This is a genomic window from Palleronia sediminis, assembly GCF_004358695.1.
Classification (GTDB): domain Bacteria; phylum Pseudomonadota; class Alphaproteobacteria; order Rhodobacterales; family Rhodobacteraceae; genus Palleronia; species Palleronia sediminis.
The window spans coordinates 12,793-33,492 of the sequence record NZ_SNAA01000005.1 but is presented as its reverse complement, the minus strand read 5'-3'; the positions used below and the strand labels follow the sequence as shown (position 1 = coordinate 33,492).

Genomic DNA, 20,700 nt, shown 5'->3' with positions numbered 1-20,700 from the left:
CACGACGCCACCAGAGGCCGCAAGGGCCTATACACCGCGTTTTCCGCCTCGATCCGGTCATTTTGCTGCGTCGCGCGCCAGCGCGGCCGCGCGGATGGCCGACAGGGTCGCGCCGGGGGTCAGGGCCTCGGCCGATACCGCGAGATCGAGCACCGCGCCGCCCGGCGCGGCCATGGCACGGGCGAAGGCCGCGGGAAACGCATCGGTCGTTGCGACCCGCTCGGCATGCAGTCCGTGGGCGCGGGCGAGGGCGGCGAAATCGGGATTGCTGAGCGTCGTGCCCGAGACGCGGTCGGGATATTCCCGTTCCTGGTGCGCGCGGATGGTGCCGTAGGTCCCGTTGTTCACGATCAGCACGATCGGCGCCGCGCTTTCCTGGGCGGCGGTCGCGAGTTCGGGCGCGGTCATCTGGAAATCGCCGTCGCCGGCGAAACAGACGACCATGCGGCCGGGATGGGCGATCCGGGCGGCGATGGCCGCGGGCAGGCCATAGCCCATCGCCCCCGATTGCGGCGCCAGCAGCCGGGCATCGGGGCCGTAGGTCAGGAACTTGTTGGGCCAGACGGTGAAGTTGCCCGCGCCGTTGGTCACGATGGCGTCGGGCGGCAGAACCTCGCGCAGGTGCATCGCGACCTGCCCCATATCGACGGGCGAGGGCTGTGGCGCGGGGCTCAGCGCCGCCTCATAGGCCGCGCGGGCGTCGCGGCGCCATGTTCCGCGGTCGGCCCGTACGGGGCTGAGCGCGCGCGCCACCGCGTCGTGATGGGCATGCAGGCCCAGCCGGGGGCGATAGACCTTGCCGATTTCGCGATCGCAGGCGTGCACGTGGATCAGGGCCTGGTCGGGATCGGGCACGCTGAGCAGGGTGTAGCCCCCGGTCGTCATCTCGCCGAAGCGGACGTTGAGCGCGAGGATCGTGTCGGCCTCGCGCAGCAGGCGGGCGACATGGGGCGGCATCCCCACACCGGCCTCGCCCGCGTAACAGGGGCTGTGGTTGTCGAACCGGTCCTGAAACCGGAACGCGCAGATCGCCGGGATGTCCGAGTTTTCGGCGAAATCGCGCAGGGCGGCGCGGGCGTCATCCGACCAGTTTGACCCGCCCACGAGGATCAGCGGGCGTTTCGCGCGGGCGAGCATATCCTGCGCCTCGGCCAGCGCGGGGGCGTCGGGGGCGGGTGGTGCGATGCGGACGGACCCCGTCAGCGGGGCGGCGGGGCAGGGCGCCGAGAGCATGTCCTCGGGCAGGGCCACGACGACCGGCCCCGGCCTGCCCGAAAGCGCGGTGGTCCAGGCGCGCGACACCAGTTCGGGCAGCCGCGCGGGGCTGTCGATCTCGACCGCCCATTTCGCGAGGGGGCCGAAGGCCGCGCGATAATCGACCTCCTGAAAGGCCTCACGGTCGCGCATGTCGGTGCCGACCTGCCCCACGAAAAGGATCATCGGCGCGCTGTCCTGCATGGCCGTATGCACGCCGATGGCGGCATTGGTCGCGCCCGGCCCGCGGGTGACGAAGGCCACGCCGGGCGTGCCGGTCAGCTTGCCCCAGGCCGCGGCCATGAAGGCCGCGCCGCCCTCGTGGCGGCAGTTGACGAAGTCGAGCCGCCCCCGCGTGTCGTGCATCGCGTCGAGCGCGGCGAGGAAACTCTCGCCCGGAACGCCGAACGCCTTTCGCGCACCCAGCGCCACGAGGCTTTCGACCAGAACCTTGCCGCCATGTCCCATCGCCCCGTCCCCCGATCCGTTCGTGACCGGGCGCACCGTGGCGCAACCCCGGCCGGGTCCGCAAGCCGTCCCCTGCGTCACGGTGTCAGCGCAGATTTCATCGCGGCCTCGGGAAAGCAGGTGGCCGGGCGGCCCGCCGCCTCCTGCCAGCGCCCGATGGAGCGCCGCGTCTTGAAGCCGGGCAGCCCGTCCGCCCCGCCGACATCGTGGCCCATCCGCTCGAGCGCGCGCTGCATCCTGGCCACGTCCGAGCGGTAGAGCCCGCCGACCTGCCCCCAGGGGGCCGCGAAATCGCCCGAGCCATAGGCGATGCGGTCGCCGACATGGCCGACGAACAGCGCGTAGAGATCGCTCATGTTGTAGTCCTTGAGGACGTAGAAATTGGGCGTGACGATGAAGGCCGGGCCGCCTCGCCCCGCGGGCATCAGCAGGAATCCCTCGCCCGCGAGCTCGTTGGCGGGAAAGGGGCGGCCCGATACCCGCTCGATCCCCATGGCCGCCCATTGCGCGATGGGGCGCCCCTGGTCGGGCCCCTCGAGCGTGCACGAGACCGCGTCGGGCACCCTGACCTCGAACCCCCAGTCGCGGCCCGCCACCCAGCCGTGACGTTGCAGGTAAGTGGCAATCGACGCGATCGTGTCGGCCTCGGAGGTCCAGATATCGGCACGCCCGTCGCCGTCGCCATCCGCGGCATAAAGGCGAAAGTTGGACGGCATGAATTGCGGCTGGCCCAGCGCGCCGGCCCAACTGCTTTTCAGCGCGCCGCCGGGCGCGTGCCCGCCCTGGGCGATGGTCAGCGCCGCGACGAGTTCATCGGTGAAATACGCGGCCCGCGTGGACATGAACCCCTTGGTGCCCAGCACGCGAAAGGCGTTGTGGGGAATGGCGACGCGCCCATAGCCGCTTTCGCGGCCCCATATGCCCAGAACGATATGGCCCGGCACGCCGGTCGCCTTTTCCGCGGCGGCAAGGCTGGCCGCGTGGCGGCGCGCCATCTCGCGCCCGACCGCCGTGGCGCCGTCGATGCTGCCACGGTTGAAATAGGCGCCGGGCGATCCGAACTCGGCCTGGGTCTGCCGGTCGGGCGTGCGCGGGGTCGTGCCCGGAGGCACGAGATCGGGCAGATCCCAGTTGAGCGTGACGCCCGCGAACGACCGCTCGAATGTGGCGCGGGACACGCCCCGTTCCCTTGCGCGGGGCCAGACCGTCTGTTCGAGCCATGTCCGGAACTGGCTTTCGACGGCCGCGCGGTCCTGCGCGGCAAGCGGCGCCGCGAGAAACATCAGCGCGATCAGGAGGACACGAAGGGGCATGACGGGCCTTTTCGGTTGGAATCGGGGCCTTCTAGCCCGGAACCGGCGGGGTTTCAGCGGTCATTCGATCACTCCGGCTTGAGATTTCCCGTAGCATCGCCCCCAGATGTGAACGAAGGGTGAATATCACCCGAGGATCCGAACGAGCCAGAGCGTCAGGCCCGGAAACGCGACCAGCACTGCCACGCGCAGCAGGTCGGACGCGACGAAGGGCAGCACCCCGCGGTAGGTTTGCCCGATGGGGGTGCGGGCGTCCAACCGGTTGATGATGAACAGGTTCATCCCCACCGGCGGCGTGATGAGCCCGACCTCGACCGCGATCAGCACGAGGATACCGAACCACAGGCCGAACTCGTCCGGGCCCAGCCCGAAATCGAGCGTCGCGACGATCGGATAGACGATCGGCACCGTGAGCAGGATCATCGACAGCGAATCCATCACGCAGCCGAAAACGAGGTACATGACGAGGACGATCCACAGCACGGCCCAGGGCGACACCGCCTGACCGCCGATCCAGGCGGCGGCCTCCTGCGGCAGGCGGGCCAGCGCGAGAAAGTTGTTGTAGAGCCCCGCCCCGAGCACGATCAGAAAGATCATCGCCGTGGCCTGCGCGGTGGCGAGGATCGCCTCGCCCAGCGTCGCGCGGTTCAGCCGCCCGGCGGCCAACGCGGCCAGCGCGGTGCCGGCGGCGCCCACCGCCGCGGCCTCGGTCGGGGTGAAGATCCCGGCATAGATCCCGCCCACCACCGCCACGAAAAGCACCGCCACAGGCCAGATCGCGCCGAGCGCGCGCCACCTTGCGCGCCACGCGACGCGCGGCTTTACCGCCGCCGCGCCGGGTGAAATCCGCATCCACAGCGCGATGGTCAGCATGTAGCCCCCCGCCGCCAGCAGGCCCGGCACCAGCGCGGCGACAAAGAGCTTTTCGACGTTCTGCTCGGCCAGGATGGCGAATATCACCAGGATGACCGAGGGCGGGATCAGGATGCCCAGCGTTCCGCCCGCCGCCAGCGTCGCCGTCGACAGGGCGCCCGAATAGCCGTAGCGGCGCAGCTCGGACAGGGCGACCTGGCCCATCGTGGCGGCGGTGGCCAGCGACGAGCCGCAGATCGCGCCGAACCCCGCGCAGGCGCCCACCGCCGACATGGCGACGCCGCCGCGCCGATGCCCAAGGAACGCTTCGGCGGCGCGGAACAGCGCCTGCGACATGCCCGACAGCGTCGCGAACTGCCCCATCAGCAGGAACAGCGGCACGATGGAAAAGGAGTAGGTCGAAAAGGTGCCATAGCTCAGCGTCTTGAGCTGGTTGAGCACCATGGCGGGCGTCCCGAGGATCGCGATGCCGCCTCCGGCGCCCACGACGATCATCGCAAGCGCGATGGGCATGCGCAGCAGCACCAGCCCGAGCAGAAGCGGGATGGACCACAGCGCCAGCGACAGGTCACTCATCGGTCCGGCCCGTCAGCAGCGCCCGGCCCGAGCGCAGCACGCAAAAGGCCGCGATCAGCGCAAACCCCATGGCTCCCGCAAGACCCGCGGCATAGCCCCACCAGACGGGGATTTGCGCGATCTGCGTCACCTCTCCGAACCGCGCCTTGTCGAGCATGCCCAGCGCCAACCGCCACGCGATCACGCCCGCGACCCCCAGCATGGCAAGGTCGAACAACCAGTCGAGCGCGCGGTTGGCCGGTGCCGGGATGCGCGCGGCGAACAGATCGACCGTCGCGTGACCGCGTGAAAACTGGCACCACGGCAGGAAGGCGAACACCGCCGTGGCCAGCCCGATCTCGGTCAGGTCATAGATGCCCCGGATCGGTCCGGCGCCGAGGCCGAGGGGGGCGAGCGCCCTCCCGGCGATCGAGGCGCAGGTCAGCGCGACGATTGCCAGCAGCACCGCGCCGCCCGCAAGCGCCAGCAGCCGGGCCAGCGCCTCGGCCATGCGCGAAAGCCGGTGATACACGGGTCGCGGTCCTCTCGGGTCAGGAGGCGCCTTCTTCCGCGATGAGTTCCGCGGCGCGGTCGATCAGGGCCGCGCCGTCGATGCCACGCCCCTCCATCTCGGCGATCCAGGCCGCGATCACGGGTTGCGCCGCCTCTTTCCAGAGCGCGGTTTCGGCCGCATCGAGACGGTGGATGGTGTTGCCCATCGCCTCGGCCTCGGCACGGTTCGGCGCATCGGCGGCAAGCTGGGTGGCGGCCGCGCGCGCCGACAGCCCCGCCCCGCTTTCCGCGTCGAGAATGGCGCGCAGGTCGTCGGGCAGGGCCGCGTAGGCATTGCGGTTCATCACCAGAACGAAGGTCGCGGTATAAAGCGCCTCGGGCCCGGCGAACTCGGTGTGGTTGTCCAGAAGCTCGGCCAGGCGGATCGTCGGCGCCACCTCCCACGGGATCGCGGTGCCGTCGATCACGCCCTTGGACAGGGCCTCGGGCACGGCGGGCAGGGGCATTCCCACCGGGGTCGCGCCAAGCTCGGCCAGAAGGTCGGTGATGATCCGGGTCGGGCCGCGCAGCGTCCTGCCCTGCATGTCCTCGAGCCGGGTGATCGGCTCGGCACTGTGCAGCACGCCGGGGCTGTGGACCCAGGCGGCCAGCACCTTGACGTCGGCAAATTCGGAGGCCTGGAAATCCTCTTCCATCATGCGCCAGAAGGCGCGCGAGGTCGCCACCGGGTCGCGCATGGTAAAGGGCAGCTCGAACACCTCGGATCGGGGAAAACGGCCCGGCGTGTAGCCCACGAGCGTCATGGCAAGGTCCACCACCCCGTCGCGCGCCTGGTCCATGAGGTCGCCCGGCCGTCCGCCCAGCGCCATGGAGTCGAAATGCTGCACCTCGATCCGCCCGTCGGAGGCGGCGGAAAGCCGTTCGCCCCAGGGCTTGAGCACCTCGGCGGGAAGCGTCGAGATCGGCGAAAGGAACTGGTGCAGGCGCAGTGTCACCTCTTGCGCGCGGGCCATGTGGGGCAGGGACGCCGCGGCGCCGGCCGCGGTCGCGGTGCCAAGGAACGTGCGTCGGTCCATCATGCATTCTCCGGGCAGGATCGGCTGCGCCCTTGTTGGGGCCATGGACGCGCGAGGTCCAGCCAAAACAGTGCCGCCTTGGTGGGGCGTGGCGGCCGGGCCGCTTGACTTGTCGTGCCGTTGGTCCCATCTGGTCCCCGTGACGCTGCGCTGCCGCGTGAGCAGCCCCCCGCACCTGACGGCTCGCGGACGGCGTCCAGGCTTCACCCGTTCCCCCTCACGCAGGGTTCGACATGCTCGCGGCGCCCGATAGGTCGCCCGCGCATCCCCTGCGCCGCGTGGATGACCCGCGGCCTCACATGCCGCGCGCGCAACGTGCGGTCCGCACAGGATATTCCATGTTCGATTTCGACATGCTCGGCCTCGCGCCGGAACTCAACGACGTCATTCGCGCCGCCGGATTCTCGGAACCGACGCCGATCCAGAATCAGGCGATTCCGCCCGCGCTCGAAGGCCGCGACATCATGGGGCTGGCCCAGACCGGCACCGGCAAGACGCTGGCTTTCGGCCTGCCGCTGGTCAATCACCTGCTGGCCGAGCCCAGGCGCCCGGCGCCCAAGACGGCCAAGGCGCTGATCCTCGCGCCCACGCGCGAGCTGGTGAACCAGATCGCCGACAACCTGCGGCAACTGACCGACAAGACCAGGCTGCACGTCGCCACCGTGGTCGGCGGACAGAGCATCGGGCGCCAGATCGGCGTTCTCGCCCGGGGCACCGACATCCTGGTGGCCACCCCCGGCCGCCTCATCGACCTGATGGAGCGGGGCGCGGTCGATCTGGGCCAGGTCCGGCATCTCGTGCTCGACGAGGCCGACCAGATGCTCGACATGGGCTTTATCCACGCGCTGCGCCGCATCGCGCCGCGTCTGGGCACGCCGCGCCAGACGATGCTGTTCTCGGCCACCATGCCCAAGCAGATGGAAGAACTGTCGCGCGCCTACTTGACCAATCCCCAGAAGGTTCAGGTCTCGCCCCCCGGCAAGGCGGCCGACAAGGTCACGCAATCGGTGCATTTCCTTCAGAAAGAAGACAAGCCCGCCCGCCTGCGCGAGATCCTGTCGCGCGACCTGACGGCGCTCACGCTCGTCTTTGCGCGCACCAAGCATGGCGCCGAAAAGCTGATGAAGGGGCTCGTGGCCGATGGCTACAACGCCGCCTCGATCCACGGCAACAAGAGCCAGGGCCAGCGCGACCGCGCCATCGGCGCGTTCCGTGACGGCCGCGTGACGACGTTGGTCGCGACCGATGTCGCCGCGCGCGGCATCGACATTCCGGGCGTGGCCTATGTCGTCAATTACGACCTGCCCGACGTGCCCGACGCCTATGTGCACCGCATCGGCCGCACGGCGCGGGCCGGGCGCGAGGGCGAGGCCATCGCGTTCTGCGCCCCGGACGAGGCCGATCTGCTGCGCCAGATCCAGAAGGTCATGAAGACCGAGATCCCCGTGGCGAGCGGCACCCCGCACGAGGGCACCGTTCCCGCCGGCGCGCGGCGGCGCGGCGGCGGTGGCGGCAATGGCGGCGGTCGCGGGCGCGGCGGCAAGCCGGGCGGCAGCGGCGGCCCCCAGGGCGGTGCCGGTCGCCCCGCCAGCGCGCCCAAGGGGCGGCGTCCGCGCCGCACCCGCGCCGCGTGATCCGCGCCGCGCCCGTCCGATCCCCGGACGGGCGCAGGCTCAGCCCACGATGTCCCTGAACCGGTCGCGCAGCTCGGCCTTCTGCACCTTGCCCATCGCGTTGCGGGGCAGCGCGTCGAGCGCGATCACGCGGCGCGGCAGCTTGTAGCGCGCCAGCTTTTCGGCGGCGCGCGCCAGGATCGTCTCGGGCGCGGGCGCCGGATCGTCCCGCGCCACGATGACGGCCACCGGAACCTCGCCCAGGTCGAGATGCGGCACGCCGATCACCGCGCTTTCCGCGATGCCGGGCTGGGCGTCCAGAACCTCTTCGATCTCTTTGGGGTAAATGTTGTAGCCGCCCGAGATCACCAGATCCTTGCTGCGCCCGACGATTTGCAGATAGCCCTCTTCGTCGATCCGGCCGAGATCGCCGGTGACAAAGAACCCGTCCGCGCGCATCTCCTGGGCTGTCTTGTCGGGCAGGTTCCAGTAGCCCGCAAAGACGTTGGGCCCCCGCACCTCGATCCCCCCGATCTCGCCTTCGGGCAGCGCCCGCCCCTCGGCGTCGGCGATCCGCAGCTCGACTCCGGGCAGGGGAAAGCCCACCGTGCCCGCCCGCCGCGCGCCGTCATACGGGTTCGAACTGGTCATGTTGGTTTCCGTCATGCCGTAGCGCTCGAGGATGCGATGCCCGGTCCGCGCCTCGAAGGCGCGATGCGTGGCGGCCGAAAGCGGCGCGCTCCCCGATATGAAGAGGCGCATGTCGCGGGTCCGGTCCGAGGTGAGCCCCGGATGCGCGAGCAACCGGCTGTAGAAGGTCGGCACCCCCATCAGCACCGTCGCGCGGGGCAGTTCCGCCACGATGCGGTCGGCGTCGAAACCGGGCAGAAAGATCATCGCGCCACCCGCCGCGAGCGTCACGTTCACCGCGACGAAAAGCCCGTGCGTGTGAAAGATCGGCAGCGCGTGTACAAGCCGGTCCGACGCGGTGAAACGCCACAGATCGGCCAGGGCCAGCGCGTTGCTCAGCAGGTTGTCCTGCGTCAGCATCGCACCCTTGGCGCGCCCCGTCGTGCCCGAGGTATAGAGCAGTGCCGCGAGATCGCCCGGTTCGCGCGTAACCGTGTCGAAGATCGCGGGTGCCGCATCGGCCGCCGCGGCCATGCTGCCGCCCCCGGTCGCGTCCAGCGTCTCGAGCATCGCGCCCCCGAGCGCGCCCAGCAACGCCTCGGCCCGGTCCGGCGCGCAGATCAGCAACCGGGCGCCGCTGTCTTGCAGAAAAAACGCGATCTCGGCCGGGGTGTAGCCGGTATTGAGCGGCAGAAAGACGATGCCCGACCGGATGCAGGCGGCATATATCGCCAGCATGTCGAGCGATTTCGGGGCCTGCACGGCCAACCGGTCGCCGGGTCCGAGCCCCATGCGCGCCAGCGCATTGGCAAAGCGGGCCGCACGGTCGAGAAAGGCGCCGTAGCCAAGAGTCCCGCCGTCACGAAAGGCAAAGGGCGCGTCCGATCCGGCGTGGCGGGCGAACAATTCGTCGTAAAGCGGGTTGGGCAACGGAGTCTTCCTTGCGATGGCAGGGACCAGTTTGAAACCGCGGCGCCGCCCTGTCCATGGCGGGCGTCGCGCAGGAAAGGGTCCGATCATGGAGCATATGCGCTGGGGCGTTCTGGGAGCGTCGAGCTTTGCGCGGAAACAGATGGCGCGCGCCATCCACGCGGCCGAGGGCAACCGGCTTGCCGCGCTCGCCACCTCGAGCCCGGCAAAGGCCGAGGGGTTCGCAGCCTTTGCCCCCGATCTCGTCGTGTATGACGATTACGACGCGCTTCTGGCGGCCGGGGATATCGACGCGGTCTATATCCCGCTGCCCAATCACCTGCATGTCGAATGGACGCTCAAGGCGCTGCGCGCGGGAAAGCACGTGCTTTGCGAAAAGCCCGTCGCGATGCAGGCGGGGGATTTCGACCGGCTGATCGAGGCGCGGGACAAGGCCGGCAAGCTGGCGGCCGAGGCCTTCATGATCGTGCATCATCCGCAATGGCACAAGGCCCGCGACCTGCTGGCCGAGGGCGCCATCGGCAGGCTGCGGCTCGTGGATACCGTGTTCGCCTACAACAACCCCGACCCCGAGAACGTGCGCAACCGGTCCGGTATGGGCGGGGGCGGTCTGCGCGATATCGGGGTTTACACGTTCGGCGCCACCCGCTTCGTCACCGGGGCCGAGCCCGAGACGCTGCACGCGACGCTCGAGATGGAGGGCGATTTCGACACCTTCGCCCAGATCACCGCGGGCTTTCCGGGCTTTGCCTATCACGCGGTGGTGTCGATGCGGCTGGCCGCGCGCCAATACGTCACCTTTCACGGCGAAGACGGCTACATGACGCTGACCGCGCCGTTCAACGCGCGGGTCTATGACATGGCCGAGCTGCATCTGCGGCGGCAGGACAGTTTCGAGACGAGGACATGGCGTTGGCCGGGCGTCGATCAATATGTCTGCCAGGTCGAGGCTTTCGCCGCGGCCGCGCGGAAAGGCACGCCCTATGCCTGGCCGCTCGAGGCGGCGCGCGGTACGCAGGAGATGATCGACCGTGCTTTCGCCGCGGGCGGTGTCGCCTGAGCGGACAGATCAGACGCCGCGGATCTCGATCTGATCCTCGGTCAGGCCGGCGCCGCCCTTGACCGTGGCCACGATCCGCCCGTCGACGCGGATGACGGCATCGCCGCCCGGCGTATCCTCGATCTCGATATCGTCGGGCGGATTGTCGGCATCGACCTCGAGCGTCAGCGTATCCTCGTCGGGGTCGAAATCGGTGATCGTCACGCCCTCGTTCGCGACGTCGGGATCGTCGATCAGCGGGTCGGTCACGCCCTCGGTCACGACGAATGTATCGGCGCCCGCACCGCCCGTGGCCTCGTCGCCGCGGCCCAGCACCAGCCGGTCGTCGCCCTCGCCACCCTTCAGCGTATCGGCCGCGCCGCGCACATCGCCATCGGCATCGTCGCCCGCGCCGATCAGCGTATCGTCGCCCTTGCCGCCAGCCAGCAGGTCGCTCCCGTCGCCCCCGGCCATCTGGTCGTCGCCCGCGCCGCCGTAAAGCGCATCGTCGCCCTCGCCGCCGGCGATCTCGTCATTGCCCGCACCGCCGAAAAGCATGTCGTCGCCTTCGCCACCCGAGAGCGTATCCGCCCCCGCATCGCCGCGGATCAAGTCGTCGCCCAGCCCGCCCGACACGATATCGTCGCCGGTGCCCGCGAAAACGGTGTCCTCGCCCTCATCGCCCAGAACGGTGTCGGCGCCGTCGCCGCTGCGGATCAGGTCATCGCCCTTGCCGCCCGAAACGCCGTCGGCGCCGCCGCCGGTCACGATGGTGTCGTCGCCCGCGTCGCCGAACACCTCGTCCTCGCCACCGCCCATGTCGAACCGGTCGTCGCCATCGCCGCCCGTGGCGCTGTCTGCGCCGCCGCCGCCTGCGATGACGTCGTCGCCATCGCCACCCGACAGGATGTCGTCGCCCGCGCCGCCGCCGAGGATATCGTCGCCCTCGTCGCCCGCAAGCGTATCGTCGCCATCGCCGCCCGAGATCTCGTCATCGCCGCGCCCGCCCGAAAGTGCGTCGTCGCCCGAGCCACCAAAGAGGATATCGAGCCCGCCGCCGCCTTGCAGCACGTCATTGGCCAGGCCCCCCGACAGGATGTCGTCGCCCGCACCGCCGACCAGCGCATCCTGCCCCGCGCCGCCCACGAGGCTGTCGTCGCCCGCGCCGCCCACCAGCAGGTCCGCGCCGTCCTGCCCGCGCAGCGTGTCGGCCCCCGCGCCGCCATTCACCGAGTCGGCACCGCCCCCGGCATTGAGGTCGTCATCGCCCTCGCGCCCAAAGATCGTGTCGTCGCGAAAGCTTGCCTGGAGGATGTCGTCGCCGGCCTTGAGGTCGATATTCTGGCCGATATCTTCGTCCGAGAACACGAGATCGTCGCCATCCGTGCCCTCGATGATCGGGCCCGATGTGTCGATCTCGTCGTCGTCATCTTTAAGCCCGAGCGCCTTGCCGGCCTCGTCGAGGAAATTCACGTCGAGAAACGCGATGGCCAGCGCCGCCAGCATGAGGGCGCCATTGCCGTAGAAGGTCGGGTCGATCATCGCGCAGGCCTTTCGATTCGGCCCAGATTAAGGCCGCACACCCCCCGCCCGAAGAGGTCTGCGGCCCATACTGTCATTTTCGCGCGATCCGTGTTCCCCGAGGCACGTTTCCACGCATCGAGGGCGGTGGATCAGCCCTCCATCGCCTCGAGCTCGTCGATCATGCCCTCGATCATCGACAGCCCCTTGTTCCAGAAGGTCGGGTCGGTCGCGTCGAGCCCGAAGGGTGCCAGCAGCTCGGAATGGTGCTTGGAGCCGCCCGCCCGGAGCATGTCGAAATATTTCTCCTGGAAATCGGGCGCGCCGTCCTCGTAGGCGGCGTAGAGCGCGTTCACCAGCCCGTCGCCGAAGGCATAGGCATAGACGTAAAAGGGCGAATGCACGAAATGCGGGATATAGGCCCAGAAGGTCTCGTAGCCCGGCATGAAGTCGAAGGCGGGGCCGAGGCTTTCGCCCTGGACGCTCATCCAGAGCGCATTGATCTCGTCGGGGGTCAATTCGCCCTCGGCGCGTCGGGCGTCGTGCAGCTTGCACTCGAAATCGTAGAACGCGATCTGGCGGACCACCGTATTGATCATGTCCTCGACCTTGCCGGCCAGCAGCACCTTGCGCTGCGCGTCGTCCGCCGCGTTCGCCAGCAGCTTGCGGAACGTCAGCATCTCGCCGAATACGCTGGCCGTCTCGGCAAGCGTCAGGGGGGTGGAGGACAGCAATTCGCCCTGTTCGGCCGCAAGCCGCTGGTGGACACCGTGGCCCAGCTCATGCGCCAGCGTCATCACGTCGCGCGGTTTGCCGAGATAGTTCAGCAGCACATAGGGATGCGCGTCGGTGACGGTCGGATGCGCAAAGGCGCCCGGCGCCTTGCCGGGGGTCACGGCCGCGTCGATCCAGCCGCGCTCGAAGAACGGCTCGGCCAGTTCGGCCAGCCGGGGCGAGAAATCGGCATAGGCATCGAGCACCATGCCGCGCGCCCGGTCCCATTGCACGCGGGTGTCGTCCTCCATCGGGAGGGGCGCGTTGCGGTCCCAGACCTGCATCCGGTCGAGCCCGAGCCATTTGCGCTTGAGCTCGTAATAGCGGTGCGACAGTCGCGGATAGGCGTCGACCACGGCATTGCGCAACGCCTCGACCACCTCGGGCTCGACATCGTTGGCAAGGTGCCGCCCGGTCTGGGGCGACGGCATCTTGCGCCAGCGATCCTCGATCTCCTTTTCCTTGGCGAGCGTGTTGTGCACGCGGGCGAACGTCTTGACGTTGGCGGTAAAGACCTGCCCCAGCGCGCGGGCCGCGGCCTCGCGGCTCGACCTGTCCTGTTCGGTGAGCAGGTTCAGCGTGCCCTCGATGCCCATGACCTCGCCATCGACCTCGAACTCCAGCCCGGCGATGGTCTCGTCGAAAAGCTTGTTCCACGCGCTCGCCCCGACGACGGATTGATCGTGCAGGAACTTCTCGAGCTCGTCGGAAAGCTGGTGGGGCCGCATCTTGCGCAGCCGGTCGAAAACGGGCTTGAACCGCGCCAGATCGTCATTCGCGGCGAACAGCCCCGCGAGGTGATCGTCGGGCAGGCGGTTCACTTCGAGCGCAAAAAAGACGAGCGCGGCGGTGGCCTCGGTGATGCGCCCCTCGCAATCCGACAGGAAGGCCGCGCGTTCGGCATCGGTCGTCTGCTGGTAATACCGCAGGCCGGCAAAGGACATGACGCGCCCTGCCTTGAGGTCGATTTGCTCGTAGCGGTGGATGCAATCTAGCATCCCCCCGGCGTCGAGCGTGTCGAGCTTACCCTCGAACCGGGCGGCGAAATCGGCGCAGGCCCCGTCGATCCAGTCGAGATCGGCCGACAGCTCGGGGGCGTCCGGGGCGGTGTAGAGATCGCTCAGGTCCCATTCCGGCAGGTCGCCGAACGCGCCTCCGCCCGGTGTGGCGTTGGCATCGAGGATCGGGGTGCGGGTCATGGGGCCTCCGTCAATGGTGGAAGTCCCGACATAAGCCCCCACCCCCCGCGCGCCAAGGGCTCAGCCGCCATAGAGCGCGGCGGGCGTGTCCACGAGGATCGCCTGCCGCGCGGCGGGGTCGCGGACGCTGTCGAAGAAGCGGTCGAGCAGGACGCCCGCATCGTGCGTGGCCGCATCGAGCGGCCCGCCCGAGCCCCACAGGCACCGCTCGGGCGCGGTCTCGGCCAGCGCGCGCACGAAGGGGGCGAGCCTATCGGTATCGGCGGGGTCGCCGGGCGCCATCAGCTTGACATATCCCCGGCCCTCGCCCGCGAGGCGCCGCACCGCGTCGAAGGCGGGATCGTCCGGGCCGCCCGGCAGGCGCGCGACGCCGCAATCGGCCAGCACGACCGGGCAGGGCAGGGCGGCGACAAGATCGGCAAGGTTTTCGCCGGCGATCCCGCCGGGCAGCTCGATATGCAGCCCGCGCTGCGCGAGGCGCCGGGCCTCAACGGCGATCCGGTCAAAATTGCAAGGCCCATGCCGCAGCACGCGCAGACCGCGGATACCCGCCGCGGCCATCCGGTCGAGCGCCTCGTCCGACGTCTCGGGCGAAACCACGCCCACGCCGCGCATCCCGTCGCCCAGCCGTGCCAGTGCCTCGATCAGCGCGGGCCCGCCGCCCCGCCGGTCGCCCGCCACGATCACGCCGCGGTCGATCTCGAGCGTGGCGAGATGCGTGCGCAGCCGCCGCGCCCAATCGTCGAACCGGGTGTCGCCGCCGTCCGGCAGCGGCAGATGGGTGTCGAACGCCCCGCGCGGCGGCAGGGTCGACGGCACCTTGGGCCGGTCGCCGGGCGACAGGCCGGGGGGCCGTTCGGACAGGGTGTCGTAGTCGCGATCCGGCGTTGCGTCGGGCAGATGGCGGTCGGGGTCGTCAACCATAGGCGTTCAGCATCTCCCTGAGATCGTCGAGCGTATTGGCCTCGGTCACCGGCTTGTCATGGCGCCAGCGCGCCATGCGCGGGAACCGCAGCGCGACGCCGGATTTGTGGCGCGGGCTTTCCTGTATCCCCTCAAAGGCGATCTCGAACACATGTTCCGGTTTCACCTGCCGCACCGGCCCGAACCGCTGGAGCGTGTTCTTGCGCACCCAGGCCGTGATGCGGCGAAACTCGGCATCGGTCAGCCCGGAATAGGCCTTGGTGAAGGGAACGAGCGCATCCCCGTCGCGCACGGCAAAGGTGAAATCGGTGAACAGGTTGGCCCGCCGCCCGTGGCCCTGCTGGGCATAGATCATCACCGCGTCGATGGTCAGGGGATCGACCTTCCACTTCCACCAGTCGCCCCGCCGCCGCCCGTCGCGATAGGGGCTGTCGCGGCGTTTCAGCATCAGCCCCTCGGCGGCATGGTCGCGGCTTTCGTCCCGCGCCGCGGCCAGCGCGTCCCAGTCGTCGAACGGCACCAGGGGCGACAGCCGCAGCGGCGCGTCCTCGGGCAGCCCGGCCACCAGCGCCTCGAGCGTGGCGCGCCGCGCGTCGAAGGGTCGGGCGCGGATATCCTCGCCCTGCCATTCGAGCAGGTCGTAGGCGTAGAGGATCGCGGGCGCCTCGCTCAGCAGTTTCTTCGGGACCGTCTTGCGCCCGATCCGCTTTTGCAGCGTCGCGAAACTCAGCGGCGCGGCCCCGTCCCAGGCCACCACCTCGCCGTCGAGAACCGTGCCGGGGGGCACGAAATCGGTCAGCGTCGCGAGTTCGGGAAAGCGGTCGGTCATCAGCTCTTCGCCGCGCGACCACAGGAAATGCTGCCCGCCGCGCAGGACGAGCTGGCCTCGGATGCCGTCCCATTTGCGCTCGGCCGCCCAGGCCTCGGGCGGCGCGTCGAGCGCCTCGGGCCCGCCAACGAGCTGATAGGCGAGGTAGAAGGGATAGGGGCGCGACAGGTCGGCGGCCGGGTCGGGGGCCAGCACCAGCCGGTCGAAACTGGTGCGGTCGGGCGACCAGTCGCCCATTAAGCGGTGCGCCAGTTCGGGCTCGTCGATGCCGGTGGCGCGCGACAGGGCGCGGGTCATCAGTTTTTGGCTGACACCCATGCGAAAGCCCCCTGTGAGCAGCTTGTTGAACACGAACCGCTCGCGCGCGGGCAGCCTGTCCCATGCGTCGAGGATGGCGGCCTTTCGCGCGGGTTCGTCCAGCGCGGGCAGGGCGCGGATCTCGCCGATCCAGCCCGTCAGGCTGAGGTCGCTTCCTTGCGTGGGCTCGGGCAGGATCAGCGCGATGGTCTCGGCCAGGTCGCCGACGATGGGATAGCTCTCCTCGAAGAGCCATAGCGGGATGCCCGCCCGCTCGGCCGCCCATTCGCGCAGCCGCCCCGTGGCGATGATGCGCTTGGGCCGTCGCCCCGACAAGAGCGCGATGGTCCAGAGCCGGTCTTCCTCGGGCGCCTCGCGCAGGTAGTCGGCCAGCGCATCGACCTTGGCGTTCGTCCGCGTCGTCTGGTCGAGCGCGGTGAAAAGCGCGGCGAACCGTTTCATCGCGGCACCGGTGTCGGGGCGGGGGCGGTCATGCCGGGCTCTCGGCATCCGGGCCGGCCTCGGTATCGGTATCGAGGCTTTCGCCCTCGTAGGCCGTCTCGACGATGGCTGCGTCATAGCCCTGTTCGGCCAGCCAGCGCCGGAAGATCGCGGTATAGCCGTGGGTGACGAAGATCCGCTCGGCACCCGTCTCGGCGATGGCCGCGTTCAGCCCCGCCCAGTCGGCATGATCGCTCAGCACGAAGCCGCGATCCGCACCGCGCCGGCGGCGCACGCCCCGCATCGCCATCCAGCCGCTGGCAAAGCCCGACGAGGCCGGGCCGAACCGGCGCGCCCAGGGGGTGCCCAGCGCGGCGGGCGGGGCCACGACCAGCGCGCCGGGGTGATCGGCGCCGCGCGTCTCGGGTGTCACGCGGATCGTGTCGGGCAATGTCAGCCCTTGCGCGCGCAGCACCTTGTTGGTGTTCTCGACCGCGCCATGGGTCAGGATCGGCCCGATGGCGGGATCGAGCATCGACAAGACCCGCTGCGCCTTGCCCAAGGCATAGGCGCCGAGGATGGCGGCGCGCCCTTCGCCCGCACAGCGGCGCCACCAGGCGTTGAGATCGGCCGCGACCCGAGCCTGATCCTCCCAGCGAAAGACCGGCAGGCCAAAGGTGCATTCGGTGATGAAGGCATGGCAGCGCACCGGCTCGAACGGCTCGGAAAACCCGTCGGGCGCGACCTTGTAATCGCCCGAGACCACCCAGACCTCGCCGCGATGGGCGACGCGGATCTGGGCCGAGCCGGGCACATGACCCGCCGGGTGGAACGAAAAGGCGACCCCGCCGATCTCGACCGTCTTGCCATAGGGGACCGTCTCGAGGACGATATCGCCGAGACGGTGGCGCATGACCGGCGCGGCGGCCTCGGTCGCGAGGTAGCGTCCCATCCCGTCGCGCGCGTGATCGGCATGGCCATGGGTGATGAGCGCGCGGTCCACCGGGCGCCACGGGTCGATATACACATCGGCGCGGGGGCAATGGATGCCCCGGTCGGTAAATGTCAGGAGCGCGTCGGCCATGCGGCTTCAGCATAGCCCGCCCGGCACGCGGGGCGAGGGGGCGCGGTCAGGCGTCGCGCGCGATCCGGTGCGGCAGGATGAAGCCCGAGACGGGATAGGGGCTGCCATAGGCCGAGGCCTGCGATTTCACGCGCACTTCGGACCAGTCGCCCCGGTCCGAGATGTCGATTACCGACATGCCGAGAGAAACCTCGTTGCGTTCCCAGTTGGCGTGGTCGATCTCGATCTCGCGATCCGACACGATACGCGACACGACGGCGATGTGGCCCATGCTCAGCCGCGAGCTTTTCGAGAACACCATCACCGCGCCGACATGCGGCTCGTTCGTGCGGGCATATTCGCCCTTGGCCTGGTGCCACCACGTGTGGGCATTACCGCGAATCTCGATCCCCGAGACGTTGCGCGCAAAGGGCACGCACCAGACGCGCTTGCCCTGGGCGCGCAAATCGGTGGCCTGCTGGATGGCGCGGGTGACGACCACCTGGTCGAGCCCCGAGGCGCGGGGGGTGTAATCCGTGACGGGGCTGCGCGCGCAGGCGCTTGTCAGGGCAAGGGCGGCGCAAAGGTAAACGAGGCGTCGCGATGCGGCGCTGGCTGGCATGAGTCTCATCTGTCCCTCGTCCTTGCGCTTCGCGCTTTTTCGGACCCTTGCAGGCCAATGTGGCGATATCGTGGCGAAAACCGCCACGATGGCAAGTCTCACGCTGGCGTGACCGGCGGTTTTCCGCCGCGCCCGGCCCTGCCGCTCAGCCGCGCGACAGGGCGGCGACGCCGGTGCGGGCCATCTCGCTCAGGCCCAGGGGGCGCATGAGCTCGGCAAAGGCGTCGATCTTTTCGGGGCTACCCGTGATCTCGAAGGTGAAGTTGTGCAGGGTGGAATCGACCACGCTCGCGCGAAAGATATCGGCAAGGCGCAACGCCTCGACCCGGTCGTTGCCCTTGCCCGACACCTTGAACAGGGCCAGTTCGCGCTCGACGCTGGCGCCCTCGACGGTCAGGTCGTGGACCTCGTGGACGGGCACGATCCGGCCGAGCTGCGCCTTGATCTGGTCGATGATGGCGGGCGTTCCGGTCGTCACGATGGTCATGCGCGAGGTGTGCCCGTTATGGTCGATCTCGGCGACCGTCAGGCTTTCGATGTTGTAGCCGCGCCCCGAGAACAGCCCGATCACCCGCGCGAGCACCCCGGCCTCGTTGTCGACCACCACGGCGAGCGTGTGGCGCTCGACCGCATGGGCGTTGGGGTCGCGCAGGTCATAGGCCGATTTGCGCGACGACCCTTTCTCGATGTTCAGTTCCGCCATGTCCCTCGTCCGGCCCCGTCCTGTTTCTTCTCTTTGAAAATACCCCGCAGGGGGTGCGGGGGATGCGACATCCCCCGCGTGCGACCGTTCAGACCAGCACCGCCCCCGGAGCGGTGATCTGCCCCTGCGTCTCGGCATTGGCCAGCAGCATCTTGTTGTGCGGCTCGCCCGACGGGATCATCGGAAAGCAGTTCTCGTGCTTTTCCACGAGGCAGTCGAAGATCACCGGCCCGTCATGGTCGATCATCTCCCGGATCGCGTCGTCCAGATCGGCGGGGTCCGAGCACTTGATGCCCTTGGCGCCAAAGGCCTCGGCGAGCTTCACGAAATCGGGCAGCGCCTCGGACCAGCTCTGGGAATAGCGCTCGCCATGCAGAAGCTCCTGCCACTGGCGGACCATGCCGAGCCGTTCGTTGTTGAGGATGAACTGCTTCACCGGCAGGCGGTACTGCACCATCGTGCCCATTTCCTGCATGTTCATCAGCCACGACGCCTCGCCCGCCACGTTGATGACGAGCGCATCGGGATGGGCCACCTGCACGCCCATGGCCGCGGGCTGGCCGTAGCCCATCGTGCCCAGCCCGCCGCTGGTCATCCAGCGGTTCGGATCCTCGAAGCCGAGATACTGCGCCGCCCACATCTGGTGCTGTCCGACCTCGGTGCAGATATAGCGGTCATGCCCCTTGGTCAGCGCCTCGAGACGGGCGACGGCGTGCTGCGGCTTGATGACCCGCGGGCTCGTGTCATAATCGAGGCAGCGCACCTCGCGCCATTCCTCGATCTGCGCCCACCAGCCCTTGACGGCCTCGCGCTGGGTCCGCGACCCTTCCTCTGCGCGCCAGACGGCCAGCAGATCCTCGAGCACGTTGGCCACGTCGCCGATGATCGGGATCTCGACATGGATGACCTTGTTGATCGAGCTGGGGTCGATGTCGATATGGGCCTTGACCGACTGGGGCGAGAAATCCTGCACCCGGCCGGTGATGCGGTCGTCGAACCGCGCGCCGATATTGATCATCAGGTCGCAGCCATGCATGGCGAGGTTCGCCTCGTAGGTGCCGTGCATCCCCAGCATACCCAGCCACGCGTCGCCGCTGGCGGGATAGGCGCCCAGCCCCATCAGGGTCGAGGTCAGCGGGAATCCGGTCTCGCGCGCGAGTTCGCGCAGCAGTTGCGAGGCGCGCGGGCCCGAGTTGATGACGCCGCCGCCCGAATAGATGATCGGGCGCCGGGCCTCGGTCATGGCGCGGGCGAGGCGGCGGATCTGCTCGATATCGCCCTTGACCCGCGGATTGTAGCGATCGGTGCGCGCCGCCTCGCGCGGGGTGTAGATCGCCGAGGCGAACTGGACGTCCTTGGGGATGTCGACCAGCACCGGCCCCGGCCGGCCCGAGCGCGCGACATGGAACGCCTCGTGCAGGATGCCGGGCAGGGCCGCGGTATCCTTGACCAGCCAGTTATGCTTGGTGCAGGGCCGGGTGATGCCGACGGTATCGGCCTCCTGGAAGGCGTCGTTGCCGATCATGAAGGTCGGGACCTGCCCCGACAGCACCACGATGGGGATCGAATCCATCAGCGCATCGGTCAGCCCGGTGACGGCATTCGTCGCGCCCGGCCCGCTCGTGACCAGCGCGCAGCCGACCTTGCCGGTCGAGCGGGCATAGCCCTCGGCCGCGTGAACGGCCGCCTGTTCGTGGCGCACGAGGATATGGCGGATGTCGTTCTGCTGGAAAATCTCGTCATAGATGGGAAGCACCGCGCCGCCGGGATATCCGAACACCACGTCCACGCCCTGATCCTTCAGGGCCTGAACCACCATTTGCGCGCCCGTCATCGGCTGGGTCATCTCGTATCTCCGTCGTCGCGACCGTCTGTTAGCATCCATGACAAGAAAAAGCCCCCGGCGGTCAGTCGGGGGCGCATGTAATCCGGAACGGGCCCTGGATCAGCCCGCGCGCCTGTCGCATCGAGGTACGATAAGGATGTCCGCCATCGTGTCCGCTCCGGTTCACATGCCGGGGATAGGAGGCATCCGGGCGGGGGTCAATACGCGAAACGGCCGC

The 20,700-nt window shown here is 69.2% G+C and carries 16 protein-coding genes; 2 read left to right on the top strand and 14 right to left on the bottom strand.

Translation table 11 applies throughout. The features are described 5' to 3' along the window. Positions 1-57: 57 nt before the first annotated feature. The 5 genes from E2L08_RS06105 to E2L08_RS06085 all read right to left on the bottom strand — a co-directional run bounded on the left by E2L08_RS06105 (position 58) and on the right by E2L08_RS06085 (position 6,055). Complete coding sequence (locus tag E2L08_RS06105) at positions 58-1,722, bottom strand: thiamine pyrophosphate-dependent enzyme (RefSeq protein WP_133396335.1); 1,665 nt, start codon at positions 1,720-1,722, stop codon at positions 58-60. A gap of 77 nt (positions 1,723-1,799) precedes the next feature. Further along, the gene (locus E2L08_RS06100) at positions 1,800-3,035 is read right to left on the bottom strand and encodes a lytic murein transglycosylase (RefSeq protein WP_133396185.1); all 1,236 of its coding nucleotides are present in this window, start codon (positions 3,033-3,035) and stop codon (positions 1,800-1,802) included. Between the two features lie 126 nt (positions 3,036-3,161). After that, a complete protein-coding gene (locus tag E2L08_RS06095) occupies positions 3,162-4,484 on the bottom strand; it encodes a TRAP transporter large permease (protein WP_133396184.1) in 1,323 nt (440 codons plus the stop codon). After that, positions 4,477-4,995, bottom strand: a complete 519-nt coding sequence (locus E2L08_RS06090; protein ID WP_240758132.1) for a TRAP transporter small permease — start codon at positions 4,993-4,995, stop codon at positions 4,477-4,479. The genes E2L08_RS06095 and E2L08_RS06090 overlap by 8 nt, the downstream gene beginning before the upstream one ends. A gap of 19 nt (positions 4,996-5,014) precedes the next feature. Then, positions 5,015-6,055 carry a TRAP transporter substrate-binding protein gene (locus tag E2L08_RS06085; RefSeq protein WP_206076975.1) on the bottom strand — a complete coding sequence of 347 codons (1,041 nt, stop codon included), beginning with the start codon at positions 6,053-6,055 and terminating at the stop codon, positions 5,015-5,017. A gap of 335 nt (positions 6,056-6,390) precedes the next feature. Here E2L08_RS06085 and E2L08_RS06080 point away from each other — a divergent pair, with 335 nt between their 5' ends. Beyond that, positions 6,391-7,686: a DEAD/DEAH box helicase gene (locus E2L08_RS06080; RefSeq protein ID WP_133396183.1), complete on the top strand. Its 1,296-nt coding sequence runs from the start codon at positions 6,391-6,393 to the stop codon at positions 7,684-7,686. 39 nt (positions 7,687-7,725) lie between these two features. On the opposite strand, the gene E2L08_RS06075 is transcribed toward E2L08_RS06080, so the two are convergent. Continuing rightward, entirely contained in the window at positions 7,726-9,225 is a 1,500-nt protein-coding gene (locus E2L08_RS06075) for an AMP-binding protein (protein ID WP_133396182.1), read from the bottom strand. Positions 9,226-9,313: 88 nt separating this feature from the next. Here E2L08_RS06075 and E2L08_RS06070 point away from each other — a divergent pair, with 88 nt between their 5' ends. Beyond that, positions 9,314-10,285, top strand: a complete 972-nt coding sequence (locus E2L08_RS06070; protein ID WP_133396181.1) for a Gfo/Idh/MocA family protein — start codon at positions 9,314-9,316, stop codon at positions 10,283-10,285. A gap of 9 nt (positions 10,286-10,294) precedes the next feature. Here the strand turns inward: E2L08_RS06070 and E2L08_RS06065 are convergent, their stop codons facing one another. From E2L08_RS06065 to E2L08_RS06030, 8 genes are all read right to left on the bottom strand, one after another. Continuing rightward, a complete protein-coding gene (locus tag E2L08_RS06065) occupies positions 10,295-11,806 on the bottom strand; it encodes a calcium-binding protein (protein ID WP_133396180.1) in 1,512 nt (503 codons plus the stop codon). 131 nt (positions 11,807-11,937) lie between these two features. After that, positions 11,938-13,758 (bottom strand): M3 family oligoendopeptidase, encoded by a 1,821-nt coding sequence (locus E2L08_RS06060; protein ID WP_133396179.1) that lies wholly within the window; start codon positions 13,756-13,758, stop codon positions 11,938-11,940. 60 nt (positions 13,759-13,818) lie between these two features. After that, complete coding sequence (locus E2L08_RS06055; protein WP_133396178.1) at positions 13,819-14,682, bottom strand: amidohydrolase family protein; 864 nt, start codon at positions 14,680-14,682, stop codon at positions 13,819-13,821. Then, the gene (locus E2L08_RS06050) at positions 14,675-16,270 is read right to left on the bottom strand and encodes an ATP-dependent DNA ligase (RefSeq protein ID WP_133396177.1); all 1,596 of its coding nucleotides are present in this window, start codon (positions 16,268-16,270) and stop codon (positions 14,675-14,677) included. Before E2L08_RS06050 ends, E2L08_RS06055 begins: the two co-directional genes overlap by 8 nt. A gap of 28 nt (positions 16,271-16,298) precedes the next feature. Further along, positions 16,299-17,333, bottom strand: coding sequence for a ligase-associated DNA damage response exonuclease (locus E2L08_RS06045; protein ID WP_133396176.1), 1,035 nt, complete (start codon positions 17,331-17,333; stop codon positions 16,299-16,301). A 46-nt stretch (positions 17,334-17,379) separates the two neighbouring features. Beyond that, positions 17,380-17,943 carry a CHAP domain-containing protein gene (locus tag E2L08_RS06040; RefSeq protein WP_133396175.1) on the bottom strand — a complete coding sequence of 188 codons (564 nt, stop codon included), beginning with the start codon at positions 17,941-17,943 and terminating at the stop codon, positions 17,380-17,382. Between the two features lie 136 nt (positions 17,944-18,079). Then, a complete protein-coding gene (gene ilvN, locus E2L08_RS06035; RefSeq protein ID WP_133396174.1) occupies positions 18,080-18,637 on the bottom strand; it encodes an acetolactate synthase small subunit in 558 nt (185 codons plus the stop codon). Between the two features lie 88 nt (positions 18,638-18,725). Next, complete coding sequence (locus E2L08_RS06030; RefSeq protein ID WP_133396173.1) at positions 18,726-20,483, bottom strand: acetolactate synthase 3 large subunit; 1,758 nt, start codon at positions 20,481-20,483, stop codon at positions 18,726-18,728. Positions 20,484-20,700: the final 217 nt, after the last annotated feature.

Coding starts and splice junctions, on each gene's coding strand:
- E2L08_RS06105 (WP_133396335.1), bottom strand. CDS start 1,722: ATGGGACATGGCGGCAAGGTTCTGGTCGAAAGCCTCGTGGCGCTGGGT.
- E2L08_RS06100 (WP_133396185.1), bottom strand. CDS start 3,035: ATGCCCCTTCGTGTCCTCCTGATCGCGCTGATGTTTCTCGCGGCGCCG.
- E2L08_RS06095 (WP_133396184.1), bottom strand. CDS start 4,484: ATGAGTGACCTGTCGCTGGCGCTGTGGTCCATCCCGCTTCTGCTCGGG.
- E2L08_RS06085 (WP_206076975.1), bottom strand. CDS start 6,055: ATGATGGACCGACGCACGTTCCTTGGCACCGCGACCGCGGCCGGCGCC.
- E2L08_RS06080 (WP_133396183.1), top strand. CDS start 6,391: ATGTTCGATTTCGACATGCTCGGCCTCGCGCCGGAACTCAACGACGTC.
- E2L08_RS06070 (WP_133396181.1), top strand. CDS start 9,314: ATGGAGCATATGCGCTGGGGCGTTCTGGGAGCGTCGAGCTTTGCGCGG.
- E2L08_RS06065 (WP_133396180.1), bottom strand. CDS start 11,806: ATGATCGACCCGACCTTCTACGGCAATGGCGCCCTCATGCTGGCGGCG.
- E2L08_RS06060 (WP_133396179.1), bottom strand. CDS start 13,758: ATGACCCGCACCCCGATCCTCGATGCCAACGCCACACCGGGCGGAGGC.
- E2L08_RS06055 (WP_133396178.1), bottom strand. CDS start 14,682: ATGGTTGACGACCCCGACCGCCATCTGCCCGACGCAACGCCGGATCGC.
- E2L08_RS06050 (WP_133396177.1), bottom strand. CDS start 16,270: ATGAAACGGTTCGCCGCGCTTTTCACCGCGCTCGACCAGACGACGCGG.
- E2L08_RS06045 (WP_133396176.1), bottom strand. CDS start 17,333: ATGGCCGACGCGCTCCTGACATTTACCGACCGGGGCATCCATTGCCCC.
- E2L08_RS06040 (WP_133396175.1), bottom strand. CDS start 17,943: ATGAGACTCATGCCAGCCAGCGCCGCATCGCGACGCCTCGTTTACCTT.
- ilvN (WP_133396174.1), bottom strand. CDS start 18,637: ATGGCGGAACTGAACATCGAGAAAGGGTCGTCGCGCAAATCGGCCTAT.
- E2L08_RS06030 (WP_133396173.1), bottom strand. CDS start 20,483: ATGACCCAGCCGATGACGGGCGCGCAAATGGTGGTTCAGGCCCTGAAG.